Origin of the sequence: Ruegeria sp. EL01, assembly GCF_900313035.1 — a bacterium.
GTDB lineage: Bacteria > Pseudomonadota > Alphaproteobacteria > Rhodobacterales > Rhodobacteraceae > Ruegeria.
The window spans coordinates 122,909-147,242 of the sequence record NZ_OMPS01000037.1; the positions used below are offsets into that span (position 1 = coordinate 122,909).

Genomic DNA, 24,334 nt, shown 5'->3' on the forward strand with positions numbered 1-24,334 from the left:
GCCCGGCAGCGCGCGGGCATTGCCCGCGCGCTGCCGGGCCCAACGGGAGGAAAGGTCTTTCCAAAGACCTTGACGACGGGCGGGAGGCCCGTCGCCCCTTGTGCCGCGCGGATGCCATCCGTATTTAGACCTCAAACCGATTTGTAGGAGAAAAACGATGCTCAAAGGACTCGGCGGTCTGGGCGATATGGCCAAGATGATGAAATCCGCGCAGGACTTGCAGACCAAGATGACGGATATGCAGGAAGAACTGAACACCATCATGGTTGTCGGCGAATCTGGGGCTGGGTTGGTCAAGGCCACCGCGACTGCCAAAGGCGAGTTGAAAGGGCTGGATATCGACCCGTCGATCTTCAACGGCGACGACAAAGAAGTGGTCGAGGACCTGATCCTGGCCGCGATCAAGGACGCACAGTCCAAGGCCGCCGAACGCTCACAGGATGAGATGGGCAGGCTTACCGAAAGCATGGGCTTGCCGAAAGACATCAAGCTGCCGTTCTGATACACCCGCCTGACGGGCTATCGGCCGGGCTCAACGCCCGGCCCATTTACAGGAGCGCGCCGGTGAGTTCGAACAGCGACATCGACAATCTGATTGACCTGATGGCCAAGCTGCCCGGTCTCGGGCCCCGCTCGGCCCGCCGTGCAGTGCTGCATCTGATCCGCAAACGTGCCCTGCTTTTGACGCCATTGTCGGACGCCATGCAGCAAGTGGCGGCCACTGCCCGTGAATGCCTGAATTGCGGGAATGTTGGCACCACCGATATTTGTGACATCTGCGACAGCGAGGTCCGCGCGACCGGAGAGCTCTGTGTGGTTGAGGATGTCGCCGACCTTTGGGCCATGGAGCGCGCCGCAGTCTTCAAAGGCCGCTATCACGTTCTGGGTGGGACGTTGTCGGCACTGGATGGGGTGGGCCCAGACGCGTTACGCATTCCCCGCCTTAAAGATCGGGTGACAGCCGAAGAGATCACCGAAGTTATTCTGGCATTGAACGCCACCGTAGATGGCCAGACCACCGCCCATTACATTGCAGATCAGTTGGAGGGTCAGGTGCGCCTGACGTCACTGGCGCAAGGCGTGCCAATCGGCGGCGAACTGGATTATCTGGATGACGGTACAATTTCGGCCGCGCTCAGGGCGCGAAAAGAACTGTAGAGTTCGAGGCTTGCCAATCGGGCATCCGCCAAAGAAGTTATCGCTCGGGCGCGAGCACGAAGATGTCCAAACCCTATTGAAACGAGACAACGCGAAGGCGCGCGCCGCCTGGTCTATTGGAGAAAAGATGCCAAGATTCTTTGCCTGGCTACTTGTTGCAGCGTCTGCCGTAACACTTGCCGGATGCACCGCGAAGCCAACCGTCGAGCAGTCTGATGTCGATGGGCTGGCATCGCAAATTCGCGGACTCGGACCGGAAGTCGACCCGGAAGAGGCCACGCGAGCGGCCCAAATCGCGCACAGCTATTCACTTCAACTCGCACAGGAATATCGGGTCACTGATCCACCAATCATTCACAATGCCAAGGTCATTCATGGATTTCGAGAGCGTGGTCTTTGCAATGACTGGGCCGAGGATCTCCAAAAGCGTCTGAGCCAGGAAAACTTCCGCACTCTGACAATGCACTGGGCCACTTCTCCGCCAACTGATTTCAGGATCATCCATCATTCGGCCGTCATCAGCAAACGAGGCGATACAGTGCACGATGGTATTTTGCTGGATCCCTGGCGGTACGGTGGAGTTTTGTTCTGGTCAAAGCTCGATGCTGATGATCGCTATGACTGGCGACCTCGGATGGAAGTCCGCGAAGAACTGATCAATGCCCGACAGATACGAAAAGCTTTCAACGAAAACTGACAAACCCCGGAAATATCCCATTGCTTTTCGGAACGGTATCCTCACTTGAACTTCAAATTGTCGTTGGGGCCGAAGCGTGAAACGGATAGGAAGAGATGACTTGAGTGTACATTTGTCCGGAGCAAATTATATGAGCCGTTTTCTCGCCTTGATTTTCGCCGCCTTCACTGCCACCGCCGCCTGGTCACAGGAATTGATCGACAAGGGTTTTGTCGAGGGCTGGAACATCATGATGGACCCGAACCTCGGCAATGGCTGCCTCATCCAGACGGTCTATCAGGATCTGTCGGTGGTTCGCCTGGGCTATGATGCGCTGGACAATCGCGGGTATTTCACCGTCTACAACAAGGCCTGGGGCGAGATTGAGCCTGGGCAAAGCTATCCGATCCGGTTCGATCTGGATGGCAAGAGCTATGACGCCACTGCCATCGGGTTCAAACAGGACCGCGTTCCGGGCGCGACGGTGTTTTTCACTGATCGGGATTTCGTCAACGCGATTGCCCAGAACAAAACCATGACTGTTTACAACCCGGCGGGCGAAGTGGTGATGGCGATCGACCTGAAAGGTACTGCCTAGGCGCTGGATTACGCACGCGAGTGTCAGAACAAAGAACTCTAACGAATCGGATCAAACTGCGCGTCTTTCGCGGTGCAGTCGCGGATCACATCGCGGCCGCAGGGTACAGCGACCAGATCGCGAGACAGGCACAGACGAACTTCTTCGATGTAGCCCTGTTTGCATGTGATGGTGATCATATCCGGCTCCAACGCCGGATTGGCCTTCAGGAACGCATCCTCGACCACCGAAGCGGGCAGCTTGACTGATGTGTCCAGTTTGCGGAACACCGGCGGACGCTGAACGCCCTCATACGCCGCACGAGACAACGCGAAATAGTCGTTTGCACTGAGGCCCGAACAGGAACCGTGTTTCTTCCACTGGTGCCATGCAAGACCGGCACTGCCCTGAATGTCTTGCATTTCCCCCGTCATGCGACGGGTGGGTGGCGCCTCTGACGTGCGGCAATACGAGGGCCAGCCCTGATGGAATTGCGGCCAAAGCCCGTGCAGCACCCAACCGTGGTCATGGCGCGCGTCGCATTGATCCGACTGGCGCGCATCACCTTCCCGCGCGCACCAGTTGGGCGACCAGCTGAGCGACAGAACATAGTAGTCGAACTCTCCGGCCTTCTCTCCATCGGCCAACGCTGATATTGCGCTGAATACCCACAGAACCAGCCCCGAAATCACCTGGCGCATTCGCCTCTTCCCTTCTTTGGCTGGCGTGACTATATACAGCCCAAGTTCCCCGACAACGGAAACCTGCCTCAAGATAACGAGGCCGCCGAATTCCGGCGACGGGATAGATGTATTTAAAGGAGACGGTCTGATGGCAAAACCTCTGATGGCCAAGGCAACCGCCGTTTGGTTGGTGGACAACACCACGATCAGCTTCAAGCAGATCGGTGATTTCGTGGGCATGCACGAGCTGGAAGTACAAGGCATCGCAGATGGCGATGCTGCTGCTGGCGTCAAAGGGTTCGACCCGATCGCCAACAACCAGCTGACCCAGGAAGAAATTGACGCCGCGCAGGACAGCCCGCTGCACAAGCTAAAACTCAAGTTCAATCCTTCTGCTGCTGGTGAGGAAAAACGCCGGGGTCCCCGTTACACCCCGCTATCCAAGCGTCAGGACCGTCCGAATTCAATTTTGTGGCTGGTCAAGTTCCACCCTGAACTCAGCGACGGCCAGATTGCCAAGCTGGTCGGCACCACAAAGCCAACCATTCAGTCCATCCGTGAACGGACCCATTGGAACATTTCCAACATGCAGCCGATCGATCCGGTTGCCCTGGGTCTTTGCAAACAGTCGGAACTGGACATGATCGTGCAAAAGGCTGCCGCCAAGAAGGCCGCTGAAGGTGGCGTCATGAGCGATGACGAGCGTCGCAAACTGGTGTCGACCGAGCAGTCGCTCGAAATGGATGCCGCACCGAGAATTCCAACGGCTATCGAAGGGTTGGAAACCTTTTCTCTTTCAGATGATCCTGAAGATGAAAAAGACGACGAGCCTATTGTAGACGCTGACAGCTTCTTCAACCTGCCTAAAGGCGGTAGCGACGAAGAAGAAGACGAACCGCGTCCCTGAAAACTGAAAACACCGGTCTGAACAGGCCGGTTCTTGTTTGTTCGGAAATCTCATGCTGACCGTTCTGTCTGCACTTCTTGGACCTCACCGCGCCGTTTCAACCTATGCCTTTCTGCAGACCTGGGGGTTGGGACTGGTGGGCGGCGCATTGATGATCGCCATCGTTGCCACACTGTTCCTGCTGGGTGACGGCGGGAAGCACGAGCACCATTCTTTCATGACCGTCCCGGTATTGTCGGCAACGCCTGTTAACGGGGATCTTAAAAACGGGGTCATCGCCTCGGTTCGGTTGCCGGACGGCAGCGCCACTTCGATCACATCGACCGAAACCCCCGTATCGCAAACGGTTGGAACCAGCGCGTGCATCGAAAAACGCGTTTATGTGGACAGCGGCGAGCCCCGATACAGGTTCAAACTTCCTCGGTTCTGCGACGCAGGCTGAACCCGCAAGAAGGCACGATAAGCCGCCCGACAATTTGCCGGGCGGCTTTTTTCTTTCAGATCAGCTGGAACAGGATCCCAGAGATGATCGCGCCACCTATGCCAAGCCCCAGATATGTCGCAAAGACACGCGGTTTGACCAGGGACCAGACCGCCGCCATAGCCGGGATCGAGCTGACTGCACCAGCAACCATAAATGACATGGCGGCGCCTGCACTCATGCCTTGCTCCATCAGGCCCGCCAGCAAGGGCGGAGCGACATAAGAGTTCAGGTAGGCAGGCATCCCAACCAGCGCCGCGACAACGATCGGCAGAACACCGTCACCGCCAACGACACCAGCGATCAGGTCGGCCGGTACGTAGCTGACCAAAAGCGCCTCAAGCACGTAGGCCAACGCCAACCATTTTAACAGGAACAGACCGTTCTGCAGAAACTCCGCCCGAAACCGAACGCGGCGATCAGGGTCTTGCCAGAATTTCCAGACTGGTTTTTCGTCAAGCTTGGGACCGCAGCCGCAGCATCCTACCGGTTTGTATTCGCGCAACGGTTGGGCAAATGCCCCCTGCCGCATCAACAGGCGAACGGCAAATCCACCGAACAAACCCAGCGCAACGGCTGAAACGGCCTTGCCAATGGCGAATGGCCAACCCAAGGCGCCCGCAGTGATCAACAATGTCGGTGGATCAATCAGCGGTGAGCTCAGCCAAAAGGCCATGACCGCAGATAGCGGAGCCCCCAGTGCCAGAAGTCCGGCGATAAAGGGGATAACCTCACACGAGCAAAACGGGGCAAGACCGCCGAACAGTGCCGCCAGAAAGATCATCCGGGTTTCACGGCCTTCGAATGCACGGGCCACCATGACCTCGGCACCTGTCGCCTTCAGGTAGGACAACAACAAGACGGCAAACAGGATGTATTGGCCGGTATGGGCCAAAGCCTTGCCGGCAAAGGTGATCACCTCGACCCAATTGCCCGGATCAAAAATGGCCACGGCCACAAGTATTGCGACGATCAGGGCCCAGGGTGTTTTGATCAGATCAAGCGCGCCCTTGGCCACGAATCTTGGGTTTTGCGTCAGTTCAGCCATCGTTTGCTGCCTTTCCGACTTCGTCTGCACAGCATTCGCTAAGAATGAACTGCGCTAGGTTTCTCAGTTCGCCGTAGCACGCACGGTTGATCGTGCTGCGCCCGATCTTCTCTTGTTCGACAACGCCACCCGCCGCGAGGAACCGCAGATGGTGCGCCAAGGTGGATGGGGCGATTCCTGTCCGGCTCTGGATGTCTCCGACCGTCAGACCCGCCTCTCCGGCGCGAACCAGTGTTTTCAGAACTTTCAGCCGGGCTTCTGACCCCATCGCCGAAAAACCGGCAGCCGCAGTTTCCCACATGTGATTTCTCCATATAACTAACTTTCTAGTTATTTAGTTTATTGAAAAGCTGACGTCAATCACCAAGACGAAAGTTTCCGGCGATTGGTAAGTCCAGATTGCCCACCCCTTAAGTCCACCCTATAAGCAAGTATGGGAATTTCGGTCGATACATTCTTTCTTGAGCTCAACGGGCATGGCACGCTTCAAGCCCAGATCCAGCAGATGATCGCCGAAGGCATCCTGTCTGGCCGCTTTCACGTCGGAGAGAAATTGCCCTCGTCGCGCAAACTGGCGGCCCATCTGGGTGTCAGCCGGATCACGGTAACGCTGGCCTATACCGAGCTTTTGGCCAATGACTACCTGACCGCAAAAGGTCGTTCAGGCTATTACGTTTCGGAAAACGCGCCGGTTCCCCCAAAATACACGCCGGTTCAAAAGCGAGCGGAAACAGTTGACTGGGACACGGCACTCGCGCGCCGTTTCGTAGACGCAGATGTACTCCCAAAACCCAGTGACTGGCGGGAGTATAGCTATCCCTTCATCTACGGACAGGTCGACAGGACGCTATTTGATCACGCAAACTGGCGGCTTTGTGCGGTGCGTGCCTTGGGGCACAAGGATTTCGACTCTCTGACCGCGGACTACGTGGATCAAGACGACCCGCTACTTGTCGAATTCATCGCCCGTCACACCCTCCCGCGTCGCGGAATCACCGCCCGCCCCGAAGAAATTTTGATCACCCTCGGGGCCCAGAACGCGCTTTGGTTGGCCTCACGTATTCTGCTGACCCACAATCGTACAGCCGTCATCGAAAACCCCTGTTACTATGCCCTGCGGAGCCTTCTAAATCACTGGGACTGTAAAGTGACTCCGTTGGATGTTGATAGGGACGGGTTACCGCCCGAGGCCCTCCCTCAGGATACGGACGTCATATTCACCACCCCAAGCCATCAAAGCCCCACGACCGCGACAATGCCCGTGAGCCGCCGCAATCAGCTACTCGATCACGCACGAGACCTGGACGCAATGGTGGTTGAGGACGATTATGAGTTTGAAATGGCATTTCTGAGGGCGCCCTCCCCGGCCCTAAAATCCATGGATCGGGATGGCCGCGTCATCTATGTAGGCAGCTTCTCAAAATCTCTGTTCCCTGGATTGCGCCTTGGCTACATGGTTGGTTCTGAACCGTTTATCCGAGAAGCACGGGCCTTGCGGTCGCTGGTGCTGCGTCACCCACCCGGTCACATACAGCGGACTGCAGCGTATTTTCTGTCGTTGGGCCACTACGACGCACAAATCCGGCGTATGTCAAAAGAGTTCGAACAGCGGCGCAATACTATGGACAAGGCGATTGACGAACACGGTCTGACGGTGGCCGGGCGCGGCGTGATGGGCGGCTCATCAATGTGGATGGCCGCGCCGGAATCGGTCGACACGACCCGGCTTGCGCAAAAGCTGCAAACCCAAAGTGTTCATATCGAACCGGGAGCCCCGTTCTTTTCAGGTCCAGACAGACCGCAAAATTTCTACCGCCTCGGCTACTCGTCCATCTCATCTCAACAAATCGCACCGGGTGTGAAGTTGATCGCGGATGCCATTCGCGCGGGTTAGACAGTTTTGGACCTAATCCGCCTTTCGTTCTGGCCCTAACGCCCTCATACCCCTTGGGCCTAAACCTAATTCAAAGGCTGGACCCCCCGTCCGGCCTCACCCACTCTTGCTTGGAGAACACCCTTATGAAGATGACGACGGAAGAGGCCTTTGTTAAGGTTTTGCAGATGCACGGGATTGAGCATGCGTTTGGGATCATTGGTTCGGCGATGATGCCGATCTCTGATTTGTTTCCGCAGGCTGGGATCATGTTCTGGGACTGTGCGCATGAAGGCAGCGCTGGGATGATGGCGGATGGCTACACCCGAGCGACCGGCAAGATGTCGATGATGATTGCGCAGAACGGCCCGGGCATCACCAACTTTGTCACTGCGGTAAAGACCGCGTATTGGAACCACACGCCGCTGCTGCTGGTGACCCCGCAGGCGGCCAACAAGACCATCGGTCAGGGCGGTTTCCAGGAAGTTGAACAGATGAAACTGTTCGAAGACATGGTGGCTTATCAGGAAGAGGTCCGCGACCCCTCGCGTGTCTGCGAAGTTCTGAACCGGGTGATCATGCAGGCCAAACGCGCCAGCGGTCCGGCGCAGCTGAACATCCCGCGTGACATGTGGACCCAGATCATCGACGTCGACCTGCCCGCCATCGTTGAATTCGAGCGCCCCTCGGGCGGCGAGACCGCCGTGAGCCAGGCGGCCGAGCTGTTGTCGAACGCCAAGAACCCGGTGATCCTGAACGGCGCCGGTGTGGTTCTGGCCGAAGGCGGTATCGAGGCCTCGAAAGTGCTGGCCGAGCGTCTGGATGCACCGGTCTGCGTCGGGTACCAGCACAATGACGCCTTCCCGGGCAACCACCCGCTGTTTGCCGGCCCGCTGGGCTATAACGGCTCGAAAGCCGGGATGGAGCTGATCAGCGAGGCCGACGTGGTTCTGTGTCTCGGCACCCGTCTGAACCCGTTCTCGACCCTGCCGGGCTATGGCATGGATTACTGGCCTGCGGATGCCAAGATCATCCAGGTCGACATCAATCCCGACCGCATTGGCCTGACCAAAACCGTCAGCGTTGGCATCGTCGGGGACGCGGCCAAGGTGGCCAAGGGCATCCTGGCACAGCTGAGCGACACTGCAGGCGACGAAGGCCGCGATGCGCGCAAGGCCCGTATCGCCCAGAAGAAATCGGCCTGGGCGCAGGAGTTGACCTCGCTGACCCACGAGCAGGACGATCCGGGCACCAGCTGGAACCAGCGCGCCCGCGACGCCAAGCCCGATTGGATGAGCCCGCGCATGGCGTGGCGCGCGATCCAGGCGGCGCTGCCGAAAGAGGCGATCATCTCGTCCGACATCGGCAACAACTGTGCCATCGGTAACGCTTACCCGTCGTTCGAGGAAGGCCGCAAATACCTGGCCCCCGGCCTGTTCGGCCCCTGTGGTTACGGTCTGCCAGCGATCGTTGGCGCCAAGATCGGTCAGCCGGACGTGCCGGTTGTGGGCTTTGCCGGTGACGGCGCATTCGGCATTGCGGTAAACGAACTGACTGCGATTGGCCGCGAAGAATGGCCTGCCGTGACCCAGATCGTGTTCCGCAACTACCAGTGGGGCGCGGAAAAGCGCAACTCGACCCTGTGGTTTAACGACAACTTCGTGGGCACTGAACTGGACACCAAGGTCTCGTATGCCGGCATCGCCAATGCCTGCGGTCTGAAGGGCGTCATCGCGCGCACCCAGGACGAGCTGACCGCGGCCCTGAACCAGGCGATCACCGACCAGAAAAACGGCATCACCACGCTGATCGAGGCCCTGATCAACCAGGAACTGGGCGAACCCTTCCGCCGCGACGCCATGAAAAAACCCGTCGCAGTCGCAGGTGTCTCTGCAAACGACATGACACCCCAAGCAGAAGCGTAAAAGGGTAATCCAACACCCGCCCGGGCCGGTTTGCGGCCCGGGTTACCTTTGCTTTCCAACCGGGAAAGCCCTAATTTCACAAAGGAAATACGATGCAGGCGTCAAATGCATCTCATTCACCCATATCTTGGGTGCAGTCTTTCGTGCGCAAAAATGGCCGCGGATTCCTGGTATCCGTAGTTGTTGCTGCGGCGGCGCAGTTTTTGTCGGAGCACTACGGAGCGCCTGCAATGCTGATGGCGCTGTTGCTCGGTATCGCGTTTCATTTTCTGGCTGAAGATGAGGCAGGTCCATGCAAAGCAGGAATTGATTTCACAGCACGCACCGTTTTGCGTTTCGGCGTCGCGTTGTTGGGCGCGCGCATTTCGATCGAATTGATGATTGGCTTGGGGCCACAATTGATTGCTGTTGTGATTGCCGGTGTCATCCTGACCATATTGTTTGGGCTTCTGGGTGCTCGGTTGCTTGGACGCGGCTGGCGGTTTGGCATTCTGACGGGCGGTTCTGTGGCAATTTGCGGTGCTTCAGCCGCCATGGCACTGTCGGCCATTTTGCCCAAGAACGAACATTCGGAACGCAACCTCATTTTCACCGTTCTTTCGGTTACAGTACTGTCGACTGTTGCGATGATCGCCTACCCGATCCTGACGGAAACCTTTGCGTTCGACGACGAGATTTCAGGTGTTTTTCTGGGTGGCACAATCCACGACGTCGCCCAGGTTGTTGGCGCGGGTTTTTCGGTCTCGGACCAGACCGGAGAGGTCGCGACAATGGTCAAACTGATCCGGGTGGCAATGCTTGCGCCGGTGGTGTTGGTCATTTCTGCCCTTGTTCGACGCCATGCTGACTTCGTAGAAGAAGAAGGTAAGCGGCCTCCAATTCTGCCCATGTTTGTTGTTGGGTTTCTGATTTTTGCAGCACTCAATTCGTTTGGGGTGATCCCGCCTGTGGTATCAGAAACCATGGCGAGCCTGAGCCGTTGGGCGTTGCTTATCTCAATTGCTGCGGTTGGAATGAAAACCTCGCTCAAGCGGATTCTGGATGTTGGGGGTCAGGCCATCGCGCTGATCGTGGCCGAGACCATCTTTATCGCGTTGTTTGTGCTGGCGGGTGTCTATTATCTGCATATGTGAGCGAGACAGTATCTGCCTAGGACTGCTTGTGGTGAATAAAACGCAATTGAACTCTGATAGACTGGTGAAGCTATGAACGTACATGTCATTAACCTGTTTGATGAACCGGCACGCAAAAGCGAACGACGACTTTCTGATCTTCCAGATCGTGTGGTCGACGGGGATCCCTATCACAACGTTGGTCTTCACTTTACAAGTCCAGACGGGGCCATGTCGGCCGGAACCTGGACGTCGACACCTGGCAAGTGGTATGCGTTCACGGACAAGGATGAGTATTGCTACATCATCACTGGCCATTGCGCATTGATACATGAAGATGGGACCCGGCAGGATTTCCGGACGGGCGACAGCTTTATGATCCCAAATGGGTTTCGCGGGTTTTGGCAGGTCGTTGAGACGACGACAAAGCACTTTGTGATCCGTGACTGCGCCACGCAGGACTAATCCGGTGCAAGACTAGTTGGGTTCATCGGGGCCTGCGGTTAGATCCCAAAGGGATTTGACACGTCCAACAAGCCTTCTACAAAAGGTGGTTTCCGGTTCACATCAATAAAGTTCCGAATTGCAGCCGGGACACCCTTTCCCTGTCTGATCCTGGTGGCTAAGAAGTGCCTCCAACCTTGTTTCAGGAGGAAGCTTTGGACCGCATATCCCGTACCATCGCCACAGAGATTAGCGCGCGACCTGATCAGGTAGATGCCGCGGTCAAGCTGCTGGACGAAGGCGCAACCGTGCCTTTTGTCGCCCGATACCGGAAGGAAGTGACAGGCGGGTTGGACGACACGCAATTGCGTACATTGTCCGAGCGGCTGACCTATCTGCGCGAAATGGAAGCGCGGCGTGACACGATCCTGAAATCGATCCGGGATCAGGGCAAGATCACCGATGATCTATCCAGAGCCATCGCGCAGGCTGACACCAAAGCGCAGTTGGAGGACATCTACCTTCCTTACAAGCCCAAGCGCCGTACCAAGGCAATGATCGCTCGGGAAAACGGGCTTGAACCCTTGGTCGACGCAATTCTGGCAGATCGAAATGCCGACCCAGAGAATTTGGCGCAGTCCTTCGTGACCGAGGCCATAGTGACGACCAAGGATGCCTTGAACGGCGCGCGCGATATTTTGACCGAACGATTGACGGAAAACGCGGCCCTGCTGGGTGAGCTTCGCGGTTTCATGCAGCAGGAAGCATTCCTGACTGCGAAGGTCATCGAAGGCAAAGAACAGGAAGGGGCTAAATTCAGCGATTATTTTGACCACTCTGAACTTTGGTCAAAAGTGCCATCGCATCGGGCGCTGGCGATGTTGCGAGCATCAAAAGAAGGCATCGTTACGCTGGATATCGCGCCCGAGCCCGAAACCGGTGCTGCGCGGGCTGAAACGATTGTGGCGGCCCATTTGCGACCACGCGGCGATGGCCCGGGCGACAAATGGCTGCGCAAAGTGGCGGGTTGGACCTGGAGGGTGAAGCTGTCGCTTTCCATGATGGTCGAGCTTATGGCGGACCTGCGAAGCCGGGCGCAGGACGAAGCGATTCAGGTGTTTTCGCGAAATCTCAAGGATGTGCTGTTTGCCGCCCCTGCGGGCGCGCGCGCGACACTGGGGTTAGACCCCGGCATTCGGACGGGTGTAAAGGCCGCCGTGGTTGATGCAACCGGGAAAGTGGTGGCCACGGATACTCTGTATCCGTTTCAGCCCAAAAAGGATCTGCGCGGGGCACAGACTGCGATCCTGAATCTGATCTCGTTGCATAAGGTCGAGCTGATTGCCATTGGCAATGGCACTGCCAGCCGCGAGACCGAGCGAATGGTGGCAGACACGTTGAGCATGCTTCCCAAGTCCGTGAACGCTCCGACCAAGGTTGTGGTTTCCGAGGCGGGCGCTTCAGTCTATTCCGCATCAGAGCTTGCCGCGCGAGAGTTTCCCGACCTCGACGTCTCTTTGCGGGGTGCTGTGTCCATCGCGCGGCGTCTGCAGGACCCGTTGGCCGAGTTGGTCAAAATCGAACCGAAGTCCATTGGGGTTGGACAGTACCAACATGACGTGGATCAACACCGCCTGTCCCAGTCTTTGGAAACTGTAATCGAGGATGTGGTGAATGCCGTTGGTGTTGACCTGAATATGGCATCCGCCCCTTTGTTGTCCCACGTCTCAGGTCTTGGTCCTGTGCAAGCCGAAGCCATCGTTGCACACCGCGATCTCAACGGTCCGTTTCAATCGCGCAAAGACCTTTTGAATGTTGCCCGCCTCGGCCCTCGGGCCTTTGAGCAATGTGCCGGGTTCTTGCGCATTCGTGGCGGGGCAGAACCACTGGATGCGTCGTCGGTCCACCCTGAGGCATATGATCTAGCCCGCCGCGTGGTCGCGACCTGCGGTCGGGATATCCGGCAGATCATGGGTCATGACGGCGCTTTGAAGGGGCTGAGGGCAGATCAGTTCGTGGATGACACATTTGGACTGCCCACTGTAAGAGACATCTTTGCAGAGCTTGAAAAACCAGGCCGGGATCCACGCCCGACCTTTGTGACCGCCTCCTTTACGGACGGAGTTGAAGAGATCACCGACCTCAAACCGGGAATGGTTTTGGAAGGGACAGTCACAAACGTTGCCGCCTTTGGTGCCTTTGTGGATGTCGGCGTGCATCAGGACGGTTTGGTTCATGTCAGTCAACTGGCAGACCGGTTTGTGAAAGATCCGCATGACGTGGTGAAGGCAGGTCAGGTTGTCAAAGTGCGTGTTGTCGAGGTTGATGTGCCTCGCAAGCGTATTGGGTTGACCATGCGCAAAGATGGCGGGGGCGGTCGTCGCCAACAGTAGGTAGAGTTATTCTGTTAGATCAAGAACCCTTAGGCCCGCAAGCGGCTCAGTCGCCATCCGCCACACCTGCCGCCCGCGCCCTTGCGCGTCGCGCACGATAGCTTGGGAGGAGAACCAGCAGCGCGGCAATCATCAGAAGGCCCAGCGTCATGGGACGTTCCCAGATAAAGGAGATCCCATCGTACAGCTGCATCGAGCGCGCAAAATTATCCTCCATCATGCCGCCAAGGATGAAGCCAATCAGCAGAGGTGCTAAAGGATAATCGGCAAATTTCAATGCGGTGGCACAGACGCCGAAACCAACCAGTATCAGCAGCTCTGTGGCGTTGTTTTGCCCGATATAGGCTCCCATCAAAGTGAAGAACAAAATGAATGGGATCAGATAGGTGCGCGGCACGGCCAGTACTTTGGCGATATAGGGGATCAGCGGAAGGTTCAGGATCAGCAGTACCAGGTTGCCAATGAACATCGACATGATGACGGCCCAGAAGATCTGCGGTTCGTCGATCATCAGGCGTGGGCCCGGTGTTACGTTCAACGCGATCAACGCGCCGAGAAGGATTGCCGTTGTCCCCGATCCCGGGATGCCAAGTGTCAAAAGCGGAACAAACGAGCCTGTGCAGGCAGCATTGTTGGCCGCCTCGGGCGCTGCCAGCCCTTTGATCGAGCCTTTTCCGAATTCGTCCTGCTCGGCCTTTGGGGCGATGTTGCGTTCGACCGCGTAGCCCAGGAAACTGGCAATCGTTGCACCGGCGCCCGGCAGAACACCGATAAAGAACCCTTGCACGGATTGCCGACCTATGACGGGCGAGATCGCACGGGCCTCAGCTTTGGTGATGCGCAGGTCTTTGATCTCGCCGTCGTCCCCCTGAAGGTTTTTGGGTTTGAGAACAAGAAACAGGGCCTCGGGCAGTGCGAACATCGCCATCGCGAGCGTGATAAAGCCAAAGCCGGACTGCAGGTCCATGATGCCCATTGTAAAGCGTGGCAGGTTGAACAATGCACCTTCACCCACAGTCGCCATGATCAAGCCCAGTATGGTCATGATAAGAGCCTTGGCTACTTGGCCCGTTCCTGCAAATGCAGCAATGGCAGACAGACCAACAACCATCAGGGCGAAGTATTCAGCCGAATGGAACAACAATGCGACCGAGGACAGGGCCGGGGCAAAAACCATCAACAATATCGCACCCAGTGTGCCGCCTGCGAAACTGGCAATGGCGGCAATAGTCAACGCTTTACCGGCTTTGCCCTGACGGGCCATTGGGTAGCCATCGAAACTGGAGGCAACCGTGCCCGCGACCCCCGGCGCGTTCAGTAGAATGGACGAGGTTGATCCGCCAAAAATCGCGCCATAATACACGCCTGCGAGCAGGATCAGCGCGGCAGATGGGTCGCCCATCGAGATGGCGACCGGGATCATGATGGCAATGATCGACATCGGGCCAAGACCGGGGAGCATGCCGATAAATGTACCGATCAGGCACCCGGCAACGACCATCAGAAGATTTTGCAGAGAGAACGCCGTTTGCAGGCCAATTAGAAGTCCTTCAAGCATGTCAGCCTCCGAATAGGCCCGGCAGGGGGCGCATGTAGATGCCAAGGACTTCCTGGACGAGATACCAGACAGAACCAGTTGCGATCAAAGCAACAAGCAGCATGATGTACCACTTGCGTTCGCCCAGAACGTAGGAACCGAAGAACAGGAAGGCTGAGGTCGATATCAAAAAGCCTACCGGCCGCAGGCATAGCGCGTACACAACCATCAAAGTCAGCAGCATCAGCGCCTGACCAAGATGATACTCACCCAGCTTTCGATAATCGATATCCGCCTCTTTTGGCTCAGCTTTTTCAAAGCCCAAGAGAATAATGGTTGTTGCGACGATGCCCAAAACTGACAGAACCTTGGGGAAGGTGCTCGGCCAAATGGGGTTTCGTTGCATGAAGGGGGGCAAGCCGCTGTCCATGGTGAACCAGGCCGCGTAGCCATAGGTCAAACATATTCCCAGCAGAACAAGCGCGATCCAACGGTCCAGCGCCATAACTCCCCCCTTCATTTTGTTTGGCATTCAATGGCAGAGCGGTGGTCCGCTCTGCCAATTGTGTCGTCAGAGGAAGCCCAGCTTCTTCATCAGATCACCGATCTGCTGTTCCTGCTGCTCAAGGAACGCTTTAAAGTCATCGCCAGAGTTGTGGATGTTGACCCAGCCGTTCCGTGCACGAACCTCTTCCCATTCGGGCGTGGCGTACATTTCATTGATGGCTTCCTGATACGCGGCCAGCTTGTCTTCGGGCAGGCCGGGGGCCCCGAAGAAACCGCGCCAGTTCACGAAGGTTGTGTCGATACCCTGTTCTTTCATTGTCATGGCATCGGGTGCCGCATCTACACGCTCATCCGAAGTGACGCCGATGATTTTGACCTCACCAGCGTTTGACAGATCGACCGCTTCGGAAAAACCGGTCGACAGCGCAGCGATCTCGCCTGACAGAAGGGCTGCCATGGCTTTGCCGCCAGCATCGTAGGGGATGTATTTGACGCCAAGTGCGTCTTTTCCCGCTGCCTCCATGACCATGGCCGCGACCAGGTGGTCCATGCCGCCTGGTACAGAACCGCCACCAATGGCTGTCGCCGACGGATCGGCGTCATACGCGGCAAGCAGATCATCCATCGAATTGATTGGGCTGTCTTTGCCCACGACAATCGCGGCGTAATCTCCGATGGTGCCCGAGACCAGCGTCAGATCACGGAAATTGTGCGGGAAAACACCGGTCAGCGAGCGGATCACGATGGGGGTCGAATTGACCATCAAGGTGCCGTGGTTGCTGTCGGCATTCTCGATCAGGAATCCGATGGCTTTGCCGCCGCCACCGCCAGACATGTTTTCGTATGACGCAGTGCCCACGATGCCCGCATTGGTCAGCGCTTCACCGGTGCCACGGGCCGTGCCATCCCAGCCGCCGCCTGCGCCGCCCGGGATCAGAAAGTGGATGCTGTCCATAACTTGATGGCCGTCGGCCAGTGCTGGTCCAGCCAGACCAAATGCAGCCACAGCTGCGAATAGGGCCCGACGGCCCAGTGTGAAATTCGTCATGATGTCCTCCCATTTGACAATCGGCCGATTGACGGCTCAGATTAATCCAAACCAAAACACATCAACCTGACATCAACCTGTCATGCGCAGAAAAACTGTTCGAGCCTCATGAAATTCTTACTGGTCGAAGACAATCTGGACCTCGCGAACGCGATCAGTTCGCGGATGCGACTGGACGGACATGTTGTTGATCATGCACCGAATTTGGAAGATGCATCTGCTTTTGTCGAAACCGAAGAGTATGATCTGATCCTGCTGGACATTATGCTGCCCGACGGGGATGGTCGTGACTTTCTAAAAAGCCATCGCGCAAGCCATTTGGATACGCCTGTGATCGTTCTGACCGCGCGCAGTCAAGTTTCGGATCGAATCGGTTCGCTGGATTTGGGGGCCGATGACTATGTCACCAAACCATTTGACCATGCCGAGCTTGAAGCCCGGTGTCGTGCCGTCCTGAGACGCAAATCAGGGATCGCAAAATCGACGATCGAGATCGGCGGGATCGTTTTTGACCCGGTCGCGGGTCATTTGCTGGTCGGGCCCGACACTGTGTCGTTGCGAAATCGAGAGCTGCGTTTGCTAGAGTTGTTTTTCAACGCGCCCGGCCAAGTGTTTTCGAAACAGAAGCTGGCAGACAGGTTGTTTTCTTATGATGATAACGTCTCGGACAACGCCATCGAAGTCTATGTTGGCCGTCTGCGCAGGCATCTGGAACACTCGAAGCTGAAAATCACGACATTGCGGGGGCTGGGGTACAGGTTGGATCATGTCAGTTGATCCCACTGTTTCAGGGTCTCTCAGGAACAGGCTTGTTCTGACACTGATTGGTGGCGCGGCGATCCTAGCGTTTCTTCTGTTCTTTGCGGTACGCAACTATGCGGCCCGGGTGGCACAGCAAGGTCAGGACAGTATCCTCGAGGCGTCGGCGACCTCAATCCTGGACGCTGCCGCGCTGAGGGATGGTGAGCTTGAGGTTGATATTCCCTACGCCGCGTTTTCGATGCTGACGACGCCGTCTGACGACAGGGTCTTTTATGCGATCTTTCAGGATGGGGAATTTCTGTCCGGTTACGATGACCTACCCTTGGCCGAGGCTCCTATTAACGGCAAATGGGCTTTCAGATCAGGTGCCGTTCGCGGCGAGAATATTCGGCAAGTCAGCGCCAGCCGAACACTTGTTGGCCTTGGAAAACAGACCGAAATCGAAGTGGCGCTTGGGCAGACACAGGATGCGTTGTCCGAAACGATGGACCAGATATCCCGCAATGCGGCCTATCTGGGATTGGGTTTCTTTGCCCTTGCAGCAGTGTTGTCTGTTTGGGCAACATCGGCAACGATCGGGCAGCTTAACAAGTTGACGACATCGGTCACGCGCCGCGGACCACAGGATTTAAGCCCGTTCAGAAAGCCTGTGCCCCGGGAAATGGCGCCTCTGGTCACGTCCCTGAATTCACTTATGGGTCGATTGGATCAATCGCTTAGCCAATCGGAAGATTTCATTGCCGAGGCAGCGCACAGGGTGCGCACACCTCTGGCGACTGTCCGGTCCTATGCAGACGCGACACTGCAAAGGGTCGAAAAAGAAGAAAACCGCGAGGCGTTGCGATCCATGGTCCGTGCTATCGACGAAAGCTCGCGGGCGGCGGGCCAACTTTTGGACCACGCCATGATCACGTTCAGGGCGGACCACCTGGAGCGTGAGGATCTCGACCTTGTCGATCTTATGGGGGAACTGGTCCAGCGTTTGACGCCGATCGCCGAAATGAAAGATCTTTCCTTGTCTTTGCTGGGTGATCCGGCGGTTCAGTACTCGGGCGATCCGATCCTGATCCAGAATGCTGCACGTAATATGATCGACAATGCACTGAAATACGCCCCGGCGGACAGCACAGTGACGATCGAAGTTGTCGACAGCCCTTGTGTGCAGGTCAAAGTCAGTGATCAGGGACCGGGCTTCCCTCCTGATGAGATTGAAACACTGACGCGGCGTTTCGAGCGTGGTCAGAATTCCACCGGGACTATTGGATCGGGTTTGGGGCTAACCATTGCACAGGATGTGGCAACCGCGCATGGCGGGGCGCTTGATCTTATGAACAAACCTGAGGGCGGCGCATGCGTTATCTTATCGCTGTAGTTCTGTGGTTGTTTCCATGCTTCGCTCTGGCGCTGGAATGGGAAGATCAACGGATCTTCAACGAAACGGCGCAAGGGCCTCGCCTGCGTATAATATCCAGCACTGACACTGCATTGTTTGCGCCTTTGATCGAAGATTTCATTCTGGGCAACCCATCGATTTCGGTCGAATATCTGGTGACGGGAACGGCTGATATTGACCGTCAGATCCGGGCAACGCCTGATGCCTTTGACATCGCGATATCCAGCGCCATGGATCTGCAGCTTAAACTGGCAAATGACGGATATGCATTAGAGATAGACAGCATTGCAAACCCGGATTGGGCGCGATGGCATGACAGTCTTTTTGCTTTCACGTCCGAGCCTGCAACAATCGTTATGAACCGCGCAGCTTTTGCTGGGGGACCAACGCCACAAACACGGCAGGAGTTGATCGAGACGCTTCGCGCCAGGCCCGATGATTTTCGCGGAAAAGTAGGCACATACGACATTCGCCAATCAGGTTTGGGGTATCTGTTTGCCACCCAGGACGCCCGCGCGTCCGAGACGTACTGGCGTCTGATGGAGGTCTTGGGAGGTCTGGATGTACGTCTTTATTGCTGCTCCGGCGATATGATTGACGATCTGGCAGATGGGACCATTGCCGTCGCTTACAATGTACTGGGCAGCTATGCCGCGGCTCGCACAGAAGGAAAGGACGCATTCGAGATTGTGCTGCCGTCTGATTTTCAGACGACCATGATGCGCACCGCAATGGTGCTGATCGAGACGCCCGAGCCAGACGCGGCAGAGGCATTTGTTCGCCAGCTAACCGCAAAGAAGACAGGGGCTTCCACCGACGTGCCATCGCTTCCGCTGTTGGCAACTGATGATAGCATAGATGAAAGGGTAACAATCGCTTTGGACCCAGCCTTGTTGACGTTCCTGGACAAGCTGAAAAGAAAGAAGTTCCTGTCAGAATGGGAAAATGCCGTCATTCAGCGATAGCGGTGCCATTTAATGCCCCTGTCACTTCGACCCGCGTTCGTGCCTATTCCCGGAACGCGCGATTGAAATAGTCGGCCATCGGTTTGATCAGATAAGACAAGGGCGTGCGCTCGTCGGTTTTGATCATCGCCTCAACAGGCATTCCGGGTAACAAAGCCTGACCGTTCAGGCGTTCGATTTGACCATCAATCGGGGCCAACTCGGCGCGGTAGAAGGTAAACCCGGTCTGTTCATCAGTGAATGTATCGGCCGACACGTTAAGAACCTGACCGTCAATCTCAGGGGTTTCACGCTGGTTGAACGCCGGGAACCTGAGTGCAACAGATTGACCAACATGCAGCTGATCGACGTGAATGGCATCGACACGGGCAGCAACCAGCAACGGCGTGTCCTGAGGCACCACATACATCATCGGCTCGGCTGGCTGAATGACAGATTGCAGTGCAAAAACCTGACTGTCATAGACCGTTCCGGAAACCGGCGCACGGATATCCAGCCGCGACAGCCGTTCCGCAAGTGACAGGCGCCGTTCGGATAGTTCCGCGACCTGGGTCTGCACGTCCCGTAAGGTGGTAATTGCTTCTTCGCGGCGGGTGGCTGTCAGTTCGAGGATCTGAATTTCAGTTGCCGCAATCTGGCCTTTCAGTCGGGCCACTGATGCTTCGAGGCTGCCAATCTCACCACTCAGGCTTGCTTCTTCACGTTGTAGGGACAGCACACGGCTGGCCTGCGTCAAACCACGGCTCAGCAGGCTTTGTTGGTCATCCAGCTCGTCCTGAATCAGCTCGACCTGACGGCGCAAGGATACAAGCTGCGCCTTGGTTCCGTCGATCTCGCTTTCAGTCTGGGCGCGCTGTTCGCTGAGTTGTTGGGTTTGCTTGGCCATTGATTCCAACCGTGCGTCAAACAGACGTTGTTGGCCGGCGATCAGATCGGGATCAATATCGTCCTCCTGCTGGACTTCCAGCAGGCGTATGCTCAGGTTTTCCGAAGTTGTGCCGTCGCGTTCGGCCTCAAGCCGCGCCCGGCGCGCCAAAAGTTCAAAAAGCTGGGACACAACGATGGTCTGTTCTGACGACAGGAAGGTATCATCCAGCCGTAGTAGCAAATCACCACTGGTCACCACATCGCCGTTGCGAACAAAGATTTCGCCAACGACGCCGCCATCTGGGTGTTGAACCACCTGTCGATTGCTCTGAACTTCGATCACACCGGACGACACAATGGCCCCGGCCAATCGTGTCTTGACGGCCCAGACACCCAAGCCACCAAGAAGAATAGCGAGCGCCGCAAAGCCGACCATGGCCGGTACCCTGATGCGCCAAACAGGGCGCGTTGTCTGCTGGGTCTGGCCTGCCATCATTCACCTACCGGGCTCAGCTTGCGCTTAATCGCGCCCGCATTCTGGACCATGGCGTTCAAAACCTCGTCTCGGCTGCCGGATTTCACAAGCTGGCCTTTCTCAACGACCGCCAGGTCGTCACATTCCGAGATCGCCTGAGGGCGGTGCGTCATAATAATCGCTGATTTTCCGGCGGCTTTTAGCTCGCGCACCGCAGCGTTCAGCGCCTCGGTCCCATCTGCGTCCAGTGCTGAGTTCGGTTCATCCAAAATCAGCAGAACCGGATCACCATAAAGCGCCCGGGCCAAAGCTATGCGTTGCTTTTGCCCGCCGGACAATTGACTGTCATTGCCTTCGAGAAAGGTGTCGTAGCCTTTTTCCAAAGTCAGGATCAGCTCGTGCGCATTTGCTTTCCTGGCCGCCGCAACCACTGCTTCGGCATCCGGGCTTTCGGACATGCGCGCAATGTTTTCGGCAACAGTGCCGTTGAACAGCGTCACCTGTTGGGGCAGGTACCCGATGTGACGGCCCAGATCGGTCGTGTCATACTGGTCCAGCGTCGCGCCTCCCAGCCGAATTTCACCTGCTGCCGGTCGCCACAAACCCAGCAAAGCCTTGGCCAGGGTGGTTTTGCCTGATCCGCTTTTTCCAATCACACCCAGCGCTTTGCCGGGTTCCAGGCTCAAGGTCACATTGCGCAGCGTTGGAGTATTTGAACCGGGTGGGATAACTGTCAAAGACTTGGCTTCAAGGTTCGCGGCAGGCACCGGCAGTTTGGTTCGTGCAACTTCGGGCGGTGTTTGGTCCAGGAATTTGTTCAGCGAGGTCCAAGCAGACCGGGCACGTTCAATCATCCCCCATTGCCCGACGGCTTGTTCGACGGGCGCCAAAGCACGGCCCAACAAGATCGACCCGGCGATCATTGCGCCCGGTGTCATCTCGTTCTGTAGTACCAGCCATGCCCCCAGCGCCAGCATTGCAGATTGCAAAAACAGTCGCAAAGATTTGGTCAATGAAGTGAAGCTGCCAGTCCAGTCGCTGGCCGCGATGGTCTGGCTTAGGGCATTGGATCTTTGGCTTAACCAGCGCAGCGTGACGTCCTCTTGCATTCCCTGCGAGCGTACAACCTCAGCGGCTTGTCTGGCGTGTTCGGAAAACGCGTTGGCCCTGGCCGATGCGGCCTGGGCGGCGGCCACTTTGCGATGGGTCAGGGCTTGGTTCAGCAAGGCAATGATGACCAGCAAAGCGCCGCCCGTGACGGCCAACCAACCTAACAGCGGATGGAACAGAAAAATGGCAGCGAGAAAAACCGGCGTCCATGGGATATCCATCACCGCCAGGAGGACTGGAGACGAACACAGGTTCTGAATTGATTCAAGATCACGTAGCGCGGTTGCTGGGGCCGATCGCGCCTGCGGATTCAATGAGCGGCGCAGTGTCGCGTCAAAAACGCGCTCGTCAAGTTGCGACTGAAACCGAGCGCCGAACCGTGCGACGATACGCCCGCGCGCGAAATCGAGCATTGCCATCAGAGAGTAGAGCAATGCGACTAGCAGAAAAAGGGCGGTCAGGGTTTCGACGGCACGCGACCCAAGGACCCGGTCATACACCTGTAGCATGAACAACGGACCTGTCAGCATAAGCAGGTTGACAAAAACACTGAACAGAAACGCCAGGGCCAGAAAGGTGACGCCCTGATTGCGCACTTTGCGCAGCTCATGGCGTGGGGCCGCGGACATACTGGTTTCTGGTCTCAATGTTTTGTTCCATACCAATCAGCACAGGCTTTGCGCCGTACCGCGTTTAGAAGGCTGGTTCAGCATTGCCAAGGTTGTAATTTGTTTCAAGCAAAAAACCGCAGGTAATAAGGCCGGAGGGTGGCATCTTCTGGCCGTATCAATGCGGAGGTTTGCGAGGCCCATGTTAAGAAAGCGGGAACGGCGCACACCGTCCCCGCCCAGACCTTTAAGCAAGGGGGTCGAAGCCTAGATCAATCAGCTGAGCGAACAGCGGGCTGCTGTCATCCAGGACCGAGTTGTTGGTGTCTGCCTTCAGGCTACTGCGGGTTAGATCTTCGGCCTGAATGCCCACCAAAGTGGTGACGTTTCCTCCGTTTCCAAGCACTTCGATCTCAAGGTTCCCGCCGACTTCACGCAGTGCGAGATTGTCACCAGACAGCGCATTGAAATCAAAGCTATCTTCTGACGGGTCGAACCCTTCGACACGGGTCTGAACGCCCCAGTTCCAGTCGATTTCAACCACATCGGCGCCAACGCCCAGCGTAACGACGCCTCCTGCGCCTGCGCCGCCCGAGTCGTTGTCAGGTGGTGTGTTGCCGCTGTCGTCAGGTCCAGCTCCGTCGTCATAGATGCTGCCCGTCAGGTCGCCGGTGCGTGTCTGGAACCCGTCGGTGGTTGCTCCAGCCGGGGCTTCCGGGGTTAGCAGGTCTGTTCGGTCCACCAGCGTCACATCGTTTTGGTTAAAGCCGAAGGGTGACTCCAGATTATCCTCCATCACCTGGTCGAAATGAAACTCCACCAGACCCGGAATCAGATCTGCTTTGGACACGCCGGTCAGGGTAAAGCTCTGACCACTGGGCAGGGTCGAGATCACCAGTCCATCTGCAGTGTCTTCGACCGACAGACGCTCACGCGTGCCAAAATAGAGGAAGCTGATTTTCATCGATGTGGGGTCGAAGTTGTCAATCACTTCCGTGCGTCCATATTCATGGCTGCGGATATAGATCGTGCCCGTTTCGCGCGGTCCCACACCCTGTTCCCACGAGATCACGCCCCCCATGTCCTGCCGGAAATGTTCGTTGCCAACGACACCAAAGCTGTCGATGGTCACGTCCTGATAGGTCACACCCTGCACAATCTGCGCAGGTTCTGACCAAGGGCTGTCGATCACGATTTCGCCTGAGGGCGACTTTGTCACAATCATGCCATGGACTGAGGTGCCGCCAAAATCCAACTGATCAACCGCCGGATCAAAATCGGTTATGTCATCGGCGTTACTGTCGGCTTTGAAGACGCGACCGCCTGCATCTGTGCTGCCGGTGATTTCGGCGGGGTTTGATCCGTCTGCGTCATAAGTCAGGGTATACCCGCCGCCGTTTGGGGTCGAAATTTCCTGACCGATTGCGCTGAGAACGGCGGTGAGAAAGTCGACCACGGAAGCGGCGGGATGACCCTGCTGCGGGCGGCGTAAAAGTCGTCCATCTTTGCCCTTCTTTTCGTAACGGAGGGGGGCGGGAGGATCTTTTCCGTGGATTTGTATCGTAAAGTTCGTCTGGCCTGTGCCGAGGGCATGAGCCAGCGAGAAGCGGCCCGGCATTTCGGGATATCTCGTGACAGCGTTCGCAAGATTTTGGCGTTTTCGGTCCCGCCCGGCTACCGGCGGTCAGCACCGATCCGGCGGCCCAAGCTGGATGGGTTCACCGGGATCATTGATCAATGGTTGTCGGAAGATCGGCAACGACCGCGCAAACAGCGGCATACGGC

The 24,334-nt window shown here is 56.9% G+C and carries 23 protein-coding genes and 1 pseudogene; 15 read left to right on the forward strand and 9 right to left on the reverse strand.

Annotated features, from left to right (window positions below; all coding sequences use genetic code 11):
* The first annotated feature begins 157 nt into the window (after positions 1-157).
* The 4 genes from D9K61_RS14830 (at position 158) to D9K61_RS14845 (ending at position 2,432) form a co-directional block, all read left to right on the forward strand.
* Positions 158-502 carry a YbaB/EbfC family nucleoid-associated protein gene (locus D9K61_RS14830; RefSeq protein WP_120633966.1) on the forward strand — a complete coding sequence of 115 codons (345 nt, stop codon included), beginning with the start codon at positions 158-160 and terminating at the stop codon, positions 500-502.
* A gap of 62 nt (positions 503-564) precedes the next feature.
* Complete coding sequence (gene recR / locus D9K61_RS14835) at positions 565-1,158, forward strand: recombination mediator RecR (protein ID WP_120633967.1); 594 nt, start codon at positions 565-567, stop codon at positions 1,156-1,158.
* Between the two features lie 127 nt (positions 1,159-1,285).
* Positions 1,286-1,855, forward strand: a complete 570-nt coding sequence (locus D9K61_RS14840) for a hypothetical protein (RefSeq protein WP_120634002.1) — start codon at positions 1,286-1,288, stop codon at positions 1,853-1,855.
* Between the two features lie 130 nt (positions 1,856-1,985).
* Positions 1,986-2,432, forward strand: a complete 447-nt coding sequence (locus tag D9K61_RS14845; RefSeq protein WP_120633968.1) for a hypothetical protein — start codon at positions 1,986-1,988, stop codon at positions 2,430-2,432.
* A gap of 38 nt (positions 2,433-2,470) precedes the next feature.
* Here the strand turns inward: D9K61_RS14845 and D9K61_RS14850 are convergent, their stop codons facing one another.
* Positions 2,471-3,112, reverse strand: a complete 642-nt coding sequence (locus D9K61_RS14850; protein ID WP_120633969.1) for a ribonuclease T2 — start codon at positions 3,110-3,112, stop codon at positions 2,471-2,473.
* Positions 3,113-3,242: 130 nt separating this feature from the next.
* Between D9K61_RS14850 and D9K61_RS14855 the strand changes: the two genes are divergently transcribed.
* Both D9K61_RS14855 and D9K61_RS14860 read left to right on the forward strand, forming a co-directional pair.
* On the forward strand, positions 3,243-4,001 hold the full coding sequence (locus D9K61_RS14855; RefSeq protein ID WP_120633970.1) for a DUF1013 domain-containing protein: 759 nt from the start codon (positions 3,243-3,245) through the stop codon (positions 3,999-4,001).
* 52 nt (positions 4,002-4,053) lie between these two features.
* On the forward strand, positions 4,054-4,443 hold the full coding sequence (locus D9K61_RS14860) for a hypothetical protein (RefSeq protein WP_120633971.1): 390 nt from the start codon (positions 4,054-4,056) through the stop codon (positions 4,441-4,443).
* 55 nt (positions 4,444-4,498) lie between these two features.
* Here D9K61_RS14860 and D9K61_RS14865 read toward each other — a convergent pair whose 3' ends face one another.
* Entirely contained in the window at positions 4,499-5,530 is a 1,032-nt protein-coding gene (locus tag D9K61_RS14865) for a permease (RefSeq protein WP_120633972.1), read from the reverse strand.
* A complete protein-coding gene (locus D9K61_RS14870) occupies positions 5,523-5,831 on the reverse strand; it encodes a helix-turn-helix transcriptional regulator (protein ID WP_120633973.1) in 309 nt (102 codons plus the stop codon). The genes D9K61_RS14865 and D9K61_RS14870 overlap by 8 nt, the downstream gene beginning before the upstream one ends.
* A gap of 132 nt (positions 5,832-5,963) precedes the next feature.
* On the opposite strand from D9K61_RS14870, the gene D9K61_RS14875 reads away from it, so the two are divergent.
* The 5 genes from D9K61_RS14875 to D9K61_RS14895 all read left to right on the forward strand — a co-directional run bounded on the left by D9K61_RS14875 (position 5,964) and on the right by D9K61_RS14895 (position 13,277).
* A complete protein-coding gene (locus tag D9K61_RS14875; RefSeq protein ID WP_120633974.1) occupies positions 5,964-7,424 on the forward strand; it encodes a PLP-dependent aminotransferase family protein in 1,461 nt (486 codons plus the stop codon).
* A 125-nt stretch (positions 7,425-7,549) separates the two neighbouring features.
* Positions 7,550-9,328 (forward strand): sulfoacetaldehyde acetyltransferase, encoded by a 1,779-nt coding sequence (xsc, locus tag D9K61_RS14880; protein WP_120633975.1) that lies wholly within the window; start codon positions 7,550-7,552, stop codon positions 9,326-9,328.
* 92 nt (positions 9,329-9,420) lie between these two features.
* A complete protein-coding gene (locus tag D9K61_RS14885) occupies positions 9,421-10,461 on the forward strand; it encodes a YeiH family protein (RefSeq protein WP_120633976.1) in 1,041 nt (346 codons plus the stop codon).
* A gap of 72 nt (positions 10,462-10,533) precedes the next feature.
* Entirely contained in the window at positions 10,534-10,905 is a 372-nt protein-coding gene (locus D9K61_RS14890) for a cupin domain-containing protein (RefSeq protein ID WP_120633977.1), read from the forward strand.
* A gap of 194 nt (positions 10,906-11,099) precedes the next feature.
* Positions 11,100-13,277, forward strand: a complete 2,178-nt coding sequence (locus tag D9K61_RS14895; RefSeq protein WP_120634003.1) for a Tex family protein — start codon at positions 11,100-11,102, stop codon at positions 13,275-13,277.
* Positions 13,278-13,323: 46 nt separating this feature from the next.
* Here D9K61_RS14895 and D9K61_RS14900 read toward each other — a convergent pair whose 3' ends face one another.
* The 3 genes from D9K61_RS14900 to D9K61_RS14910 form a co-directional block, all read right to left on the reverse strand.
* Complete coding sequence (locus D9K61_RS14900; RefSeq protein WP_120633978.1) at positions 13,324-14,835, reverse strand: tripartite tricarboxylate transporter permease; 1,512 nt, start codon at positions 14,833-14,835, stop codon at positions 13,324-13,326.
* Position 14,836: 1 nt separating this feature from the next.
* Positions 14,837-15,319 (reverse strand): tripartite tricarboxylate transporter TctB family protein, encoded by a 483-nt coding sequence (locus D9K61_RS14905; RefSeq protein ID WP_120633979.1) that lies wholly within the window; start codon positions 15,317-15,319, stop codon positions 14,837-14,839.
* A 66-nt stretch (positions 15,320-15,385) separates the two neighbouring features.
* On the reverse strand, positions 15,386-16,369 hold the full coding sequence (locus tag D9K61_RS14910; protein WP_120633980.1) for a tripartite tricarboxylate transporter substrate binding protein: 984 nt from the start codon (positions 16,367-16,369) through the stop codon (positions 15,386-15,388).
* A 108-nt stretch (positions 16,370-16,477) separates the two neighbouring features.
* Between D9K61_RS14910 and D9K61_RS14915 the strand changes: the two genes are divergently transcribed.
* From D9K61_RS14915 to D9K61_RS14925, 3 genes are read left to right on the forward strand one after another with little or no spacing between them, the layout of a single operon-like run.
* Positions 16,478-17,146: a response regulator transcription factor gene (locus D9K61_RS14915; RefSeq protein WP_120633981.1), complete on the forward strand. Its 669-nt coding sequence runs from the start codon at positions 16,478-16,480 to the stop codon at positions 17,144-17,146.
* Positions 17,136-18,503 (forward strand): sensor histidine kinase, encoded by a 1,368-nt coding sequence (locus D9K61_RS14920; RefSeq protein WP_120633982.1) that lies wholly within the window; start codon positions 17,136-17,138, stop codon positions 18,501-18,503. Before D9K61_RS14915 ends, D9K61_RS14920 begins: the two co-directional genes overlap by 11 nt.
* Positions 18,482-19,489: an ABC transporter substrate-binding protein gene (locus D9K61_RS14925; protein WP_120633983.1), complete on the forward strand. Its 1,008-nt coding sequence runs from the start codon at positions 18,482-18,484 to the stop codon at positions 19,487-19,489. Before D9K61_RS14920 ends, D9K61_RS14925 begins: the two co-directional genes overlap by 22 nt.
* A 43-nt stretch (positions 19,490-19,532) precedes the next feature.
* On the opposite strand, the gene D9K61_RS14930 is transcribed toward D9K61_RS14925, so the two are convergent.
* The 3 genes from D9K61_RS14930 to D9K61_RS27315 form a co-directional block, all read right to left on the reverse strand.
* Positions 19,533-20,849 (reverse strand): HlyD family type I secretion periplasmic adaptor subunit, encoded by a 1,317-nt coding sequence (locus D9K61_RS14930; RefSeq protein ID WP_120634004.1) that lies wholly within the window; start codon positions 20,847-20,849, stop codon positions 19,533-19,535.
* A complete protein-coding gene (locus D9K61_RS14935) occupies positions 20,849-22,570 on the reverse strand; it encodes a type I secretion system permease/ATPase (RefSeq protein WP_120633984.1) in 1,722 nt (573 codons plus the stop codon). The genes D9K61_RS14930 and D9K61_RS14935 overlap by 1 nt, the downstream gene beginning before the upstream one ends.
* A gap of 226 nt (positions 22,571-22,796) precedes the next feature.
* Positions 22,797-24,005, reverse strand: coding sequence for a hypothetical protein (locus D9K61_RS27315; protein WP_216825813.1), 1,209 nt, complete (start codon positions 24,003-24,005; stop codon positions 22,797-22,799).
* Between the two features lie 135 nt (positions 24,006-24,140).
* Between D9K61_RS27315 and D9K61_RS14945 the strand changes: the two are divergent.
* A pseudogene (locus D9K61_RS14945) lies at positions 24,141-24,334 on the forward strand (IS21 family transposase); the annotation flags it as partial.

Coding starts and splice junctions, on each gene's coding strand:
- D9K61_RS14830 (WP_120633966.1), top strand. CDS start 158: ATGCTCAAAGGACTCGGCGGTCTGGGCGATATGGCCAAGATGATGAAA.
- D9K61_RS14840 (WP_120634002.1), top strand. CDS start 1,286: ATGCCAAGATTCTTTGCCTGGCTACTTGTTGCAGCGTCTGCCGTAACA.
- D9K61_RS14845 (WP_120633968.1), top strand. CDS start 1,986: ATGAGCCGTTTTCTCGCCTTGATTTTCGCCGCCTTCACTGCCACCGCC.
- D9K61_RS14850 (WP_120633969.1), bottom strand. CDS start 3,112: ATGCGCCAGGTGATTTCGGGGCTGGTTCTGTGGGTATTCAGCGCAATA.
- D9K61_RS14855 (WP_120633970.1), top strand. CDS start 3,243: ATGGCAAAACCTCTGATGGCCAAGGCAACCGCCGTTTGGTTGGTGGAC.
- D9K61_RS14860 (WP_120633971.1), top strand. CDS start 4,054: ATGCTGACCGTTCTGTCTGCACTTCTTGGACCTCACCGCGCCGTTTCA.
- D9K61_RS14865 (WP_120633972.1), bottom strand. CDS start 5,530: ATGGCTGAACTGACGCAAAACCCAAGATTCGTGGCCAAGGGCGCGCTT.
- D9K61_RS14870 (WP_120633973.1), bottom strand. CDS start 5,831: ATGTGGGAAACTGCGGCTGCCGGTTTTTCGGCGATGGGGTCAGAAGCC.
- D9K61_RS14875 (WP_120633974.1), top strand. CDS start 5,964: ATGGGAATTTCGGTCGATACATTCTTTCTTGAGCTCAACGGGCATGGC.
- xsc (WP_120633975.1), top strand. CDS start 7,550: ATGAAGATGACGACGGAAGAGGCCTTTGTTAAGGTTTTGCAGATGCAC.
- D9K61_RS14885 (WP_120633976.1), top strand. CDS start 9,421: ATGCAGGCGTCAAATGCATCTCATTCACCCATATCTTGGGTGCAGTCT.
- D9K61_RS14890 (WP_120633977.1), top strand. CDS start 10,534: ATGAACGTACATGTCATTAACCTGTTTGATGAACCGGCACGCAAAAGC.
- D9K61_RS14900 (WP_120633978.1), bottom strand. CDS start 14,835: ATGCTTGAAGGACTTCTAATTGGCCTGCAAACGGCGTTCTCTCTGCAA.
- D9K61_RS14905 (WP_120633979.1), bottom strand. CDS start 15,319: ATGGCGCTGGACCGTTGGATCGCGCTTGTTCTGCTGGGAATATGTTTG.
- D9K61_RS14910 (WP_120633980.1), bottom strand. CDS start 16,369: ATGACGAATTTCACACTGGGCCGTCGGGCCCTATTCGCAGCTGTGGCT.
- D9K61_RS14915 (WP_120633981.1), top strand. CDS start 16,478: ATGAAATTCTTACTGGTCGAAGACAATCTGGACCTCGCGAACGCGATC.
- D9K61_RS14920 (WP_120633982.1), top strand. CDS start 17,136: ATGTCAGTTGATCCCACTGTTTCAGGGTCTCTCAGGAACAGGCTTGTT.
- D9K61_RS14925 (WP_120633983.1), top strand. CDS start 18,482: ATGCGTTATCTTATCGCTGTAGTTCTGTGGTTGTTTCCATGCTTCGCT.
- D9K61_RS14930 (WP_120634004.1), bottom strand. CDS start 20,849: ATGGCAGGCCAGACCCAGCAGACAACGCGCCCTGTTTGGCGCATCAGG.
- D9K61_RS14935 (WP_120633984.1), bottom strand. CDS start 22,570: ATGTCCGCGGCCCCACGCCATGAGCTGCGCAAAGTGCGCAATCAGGGC.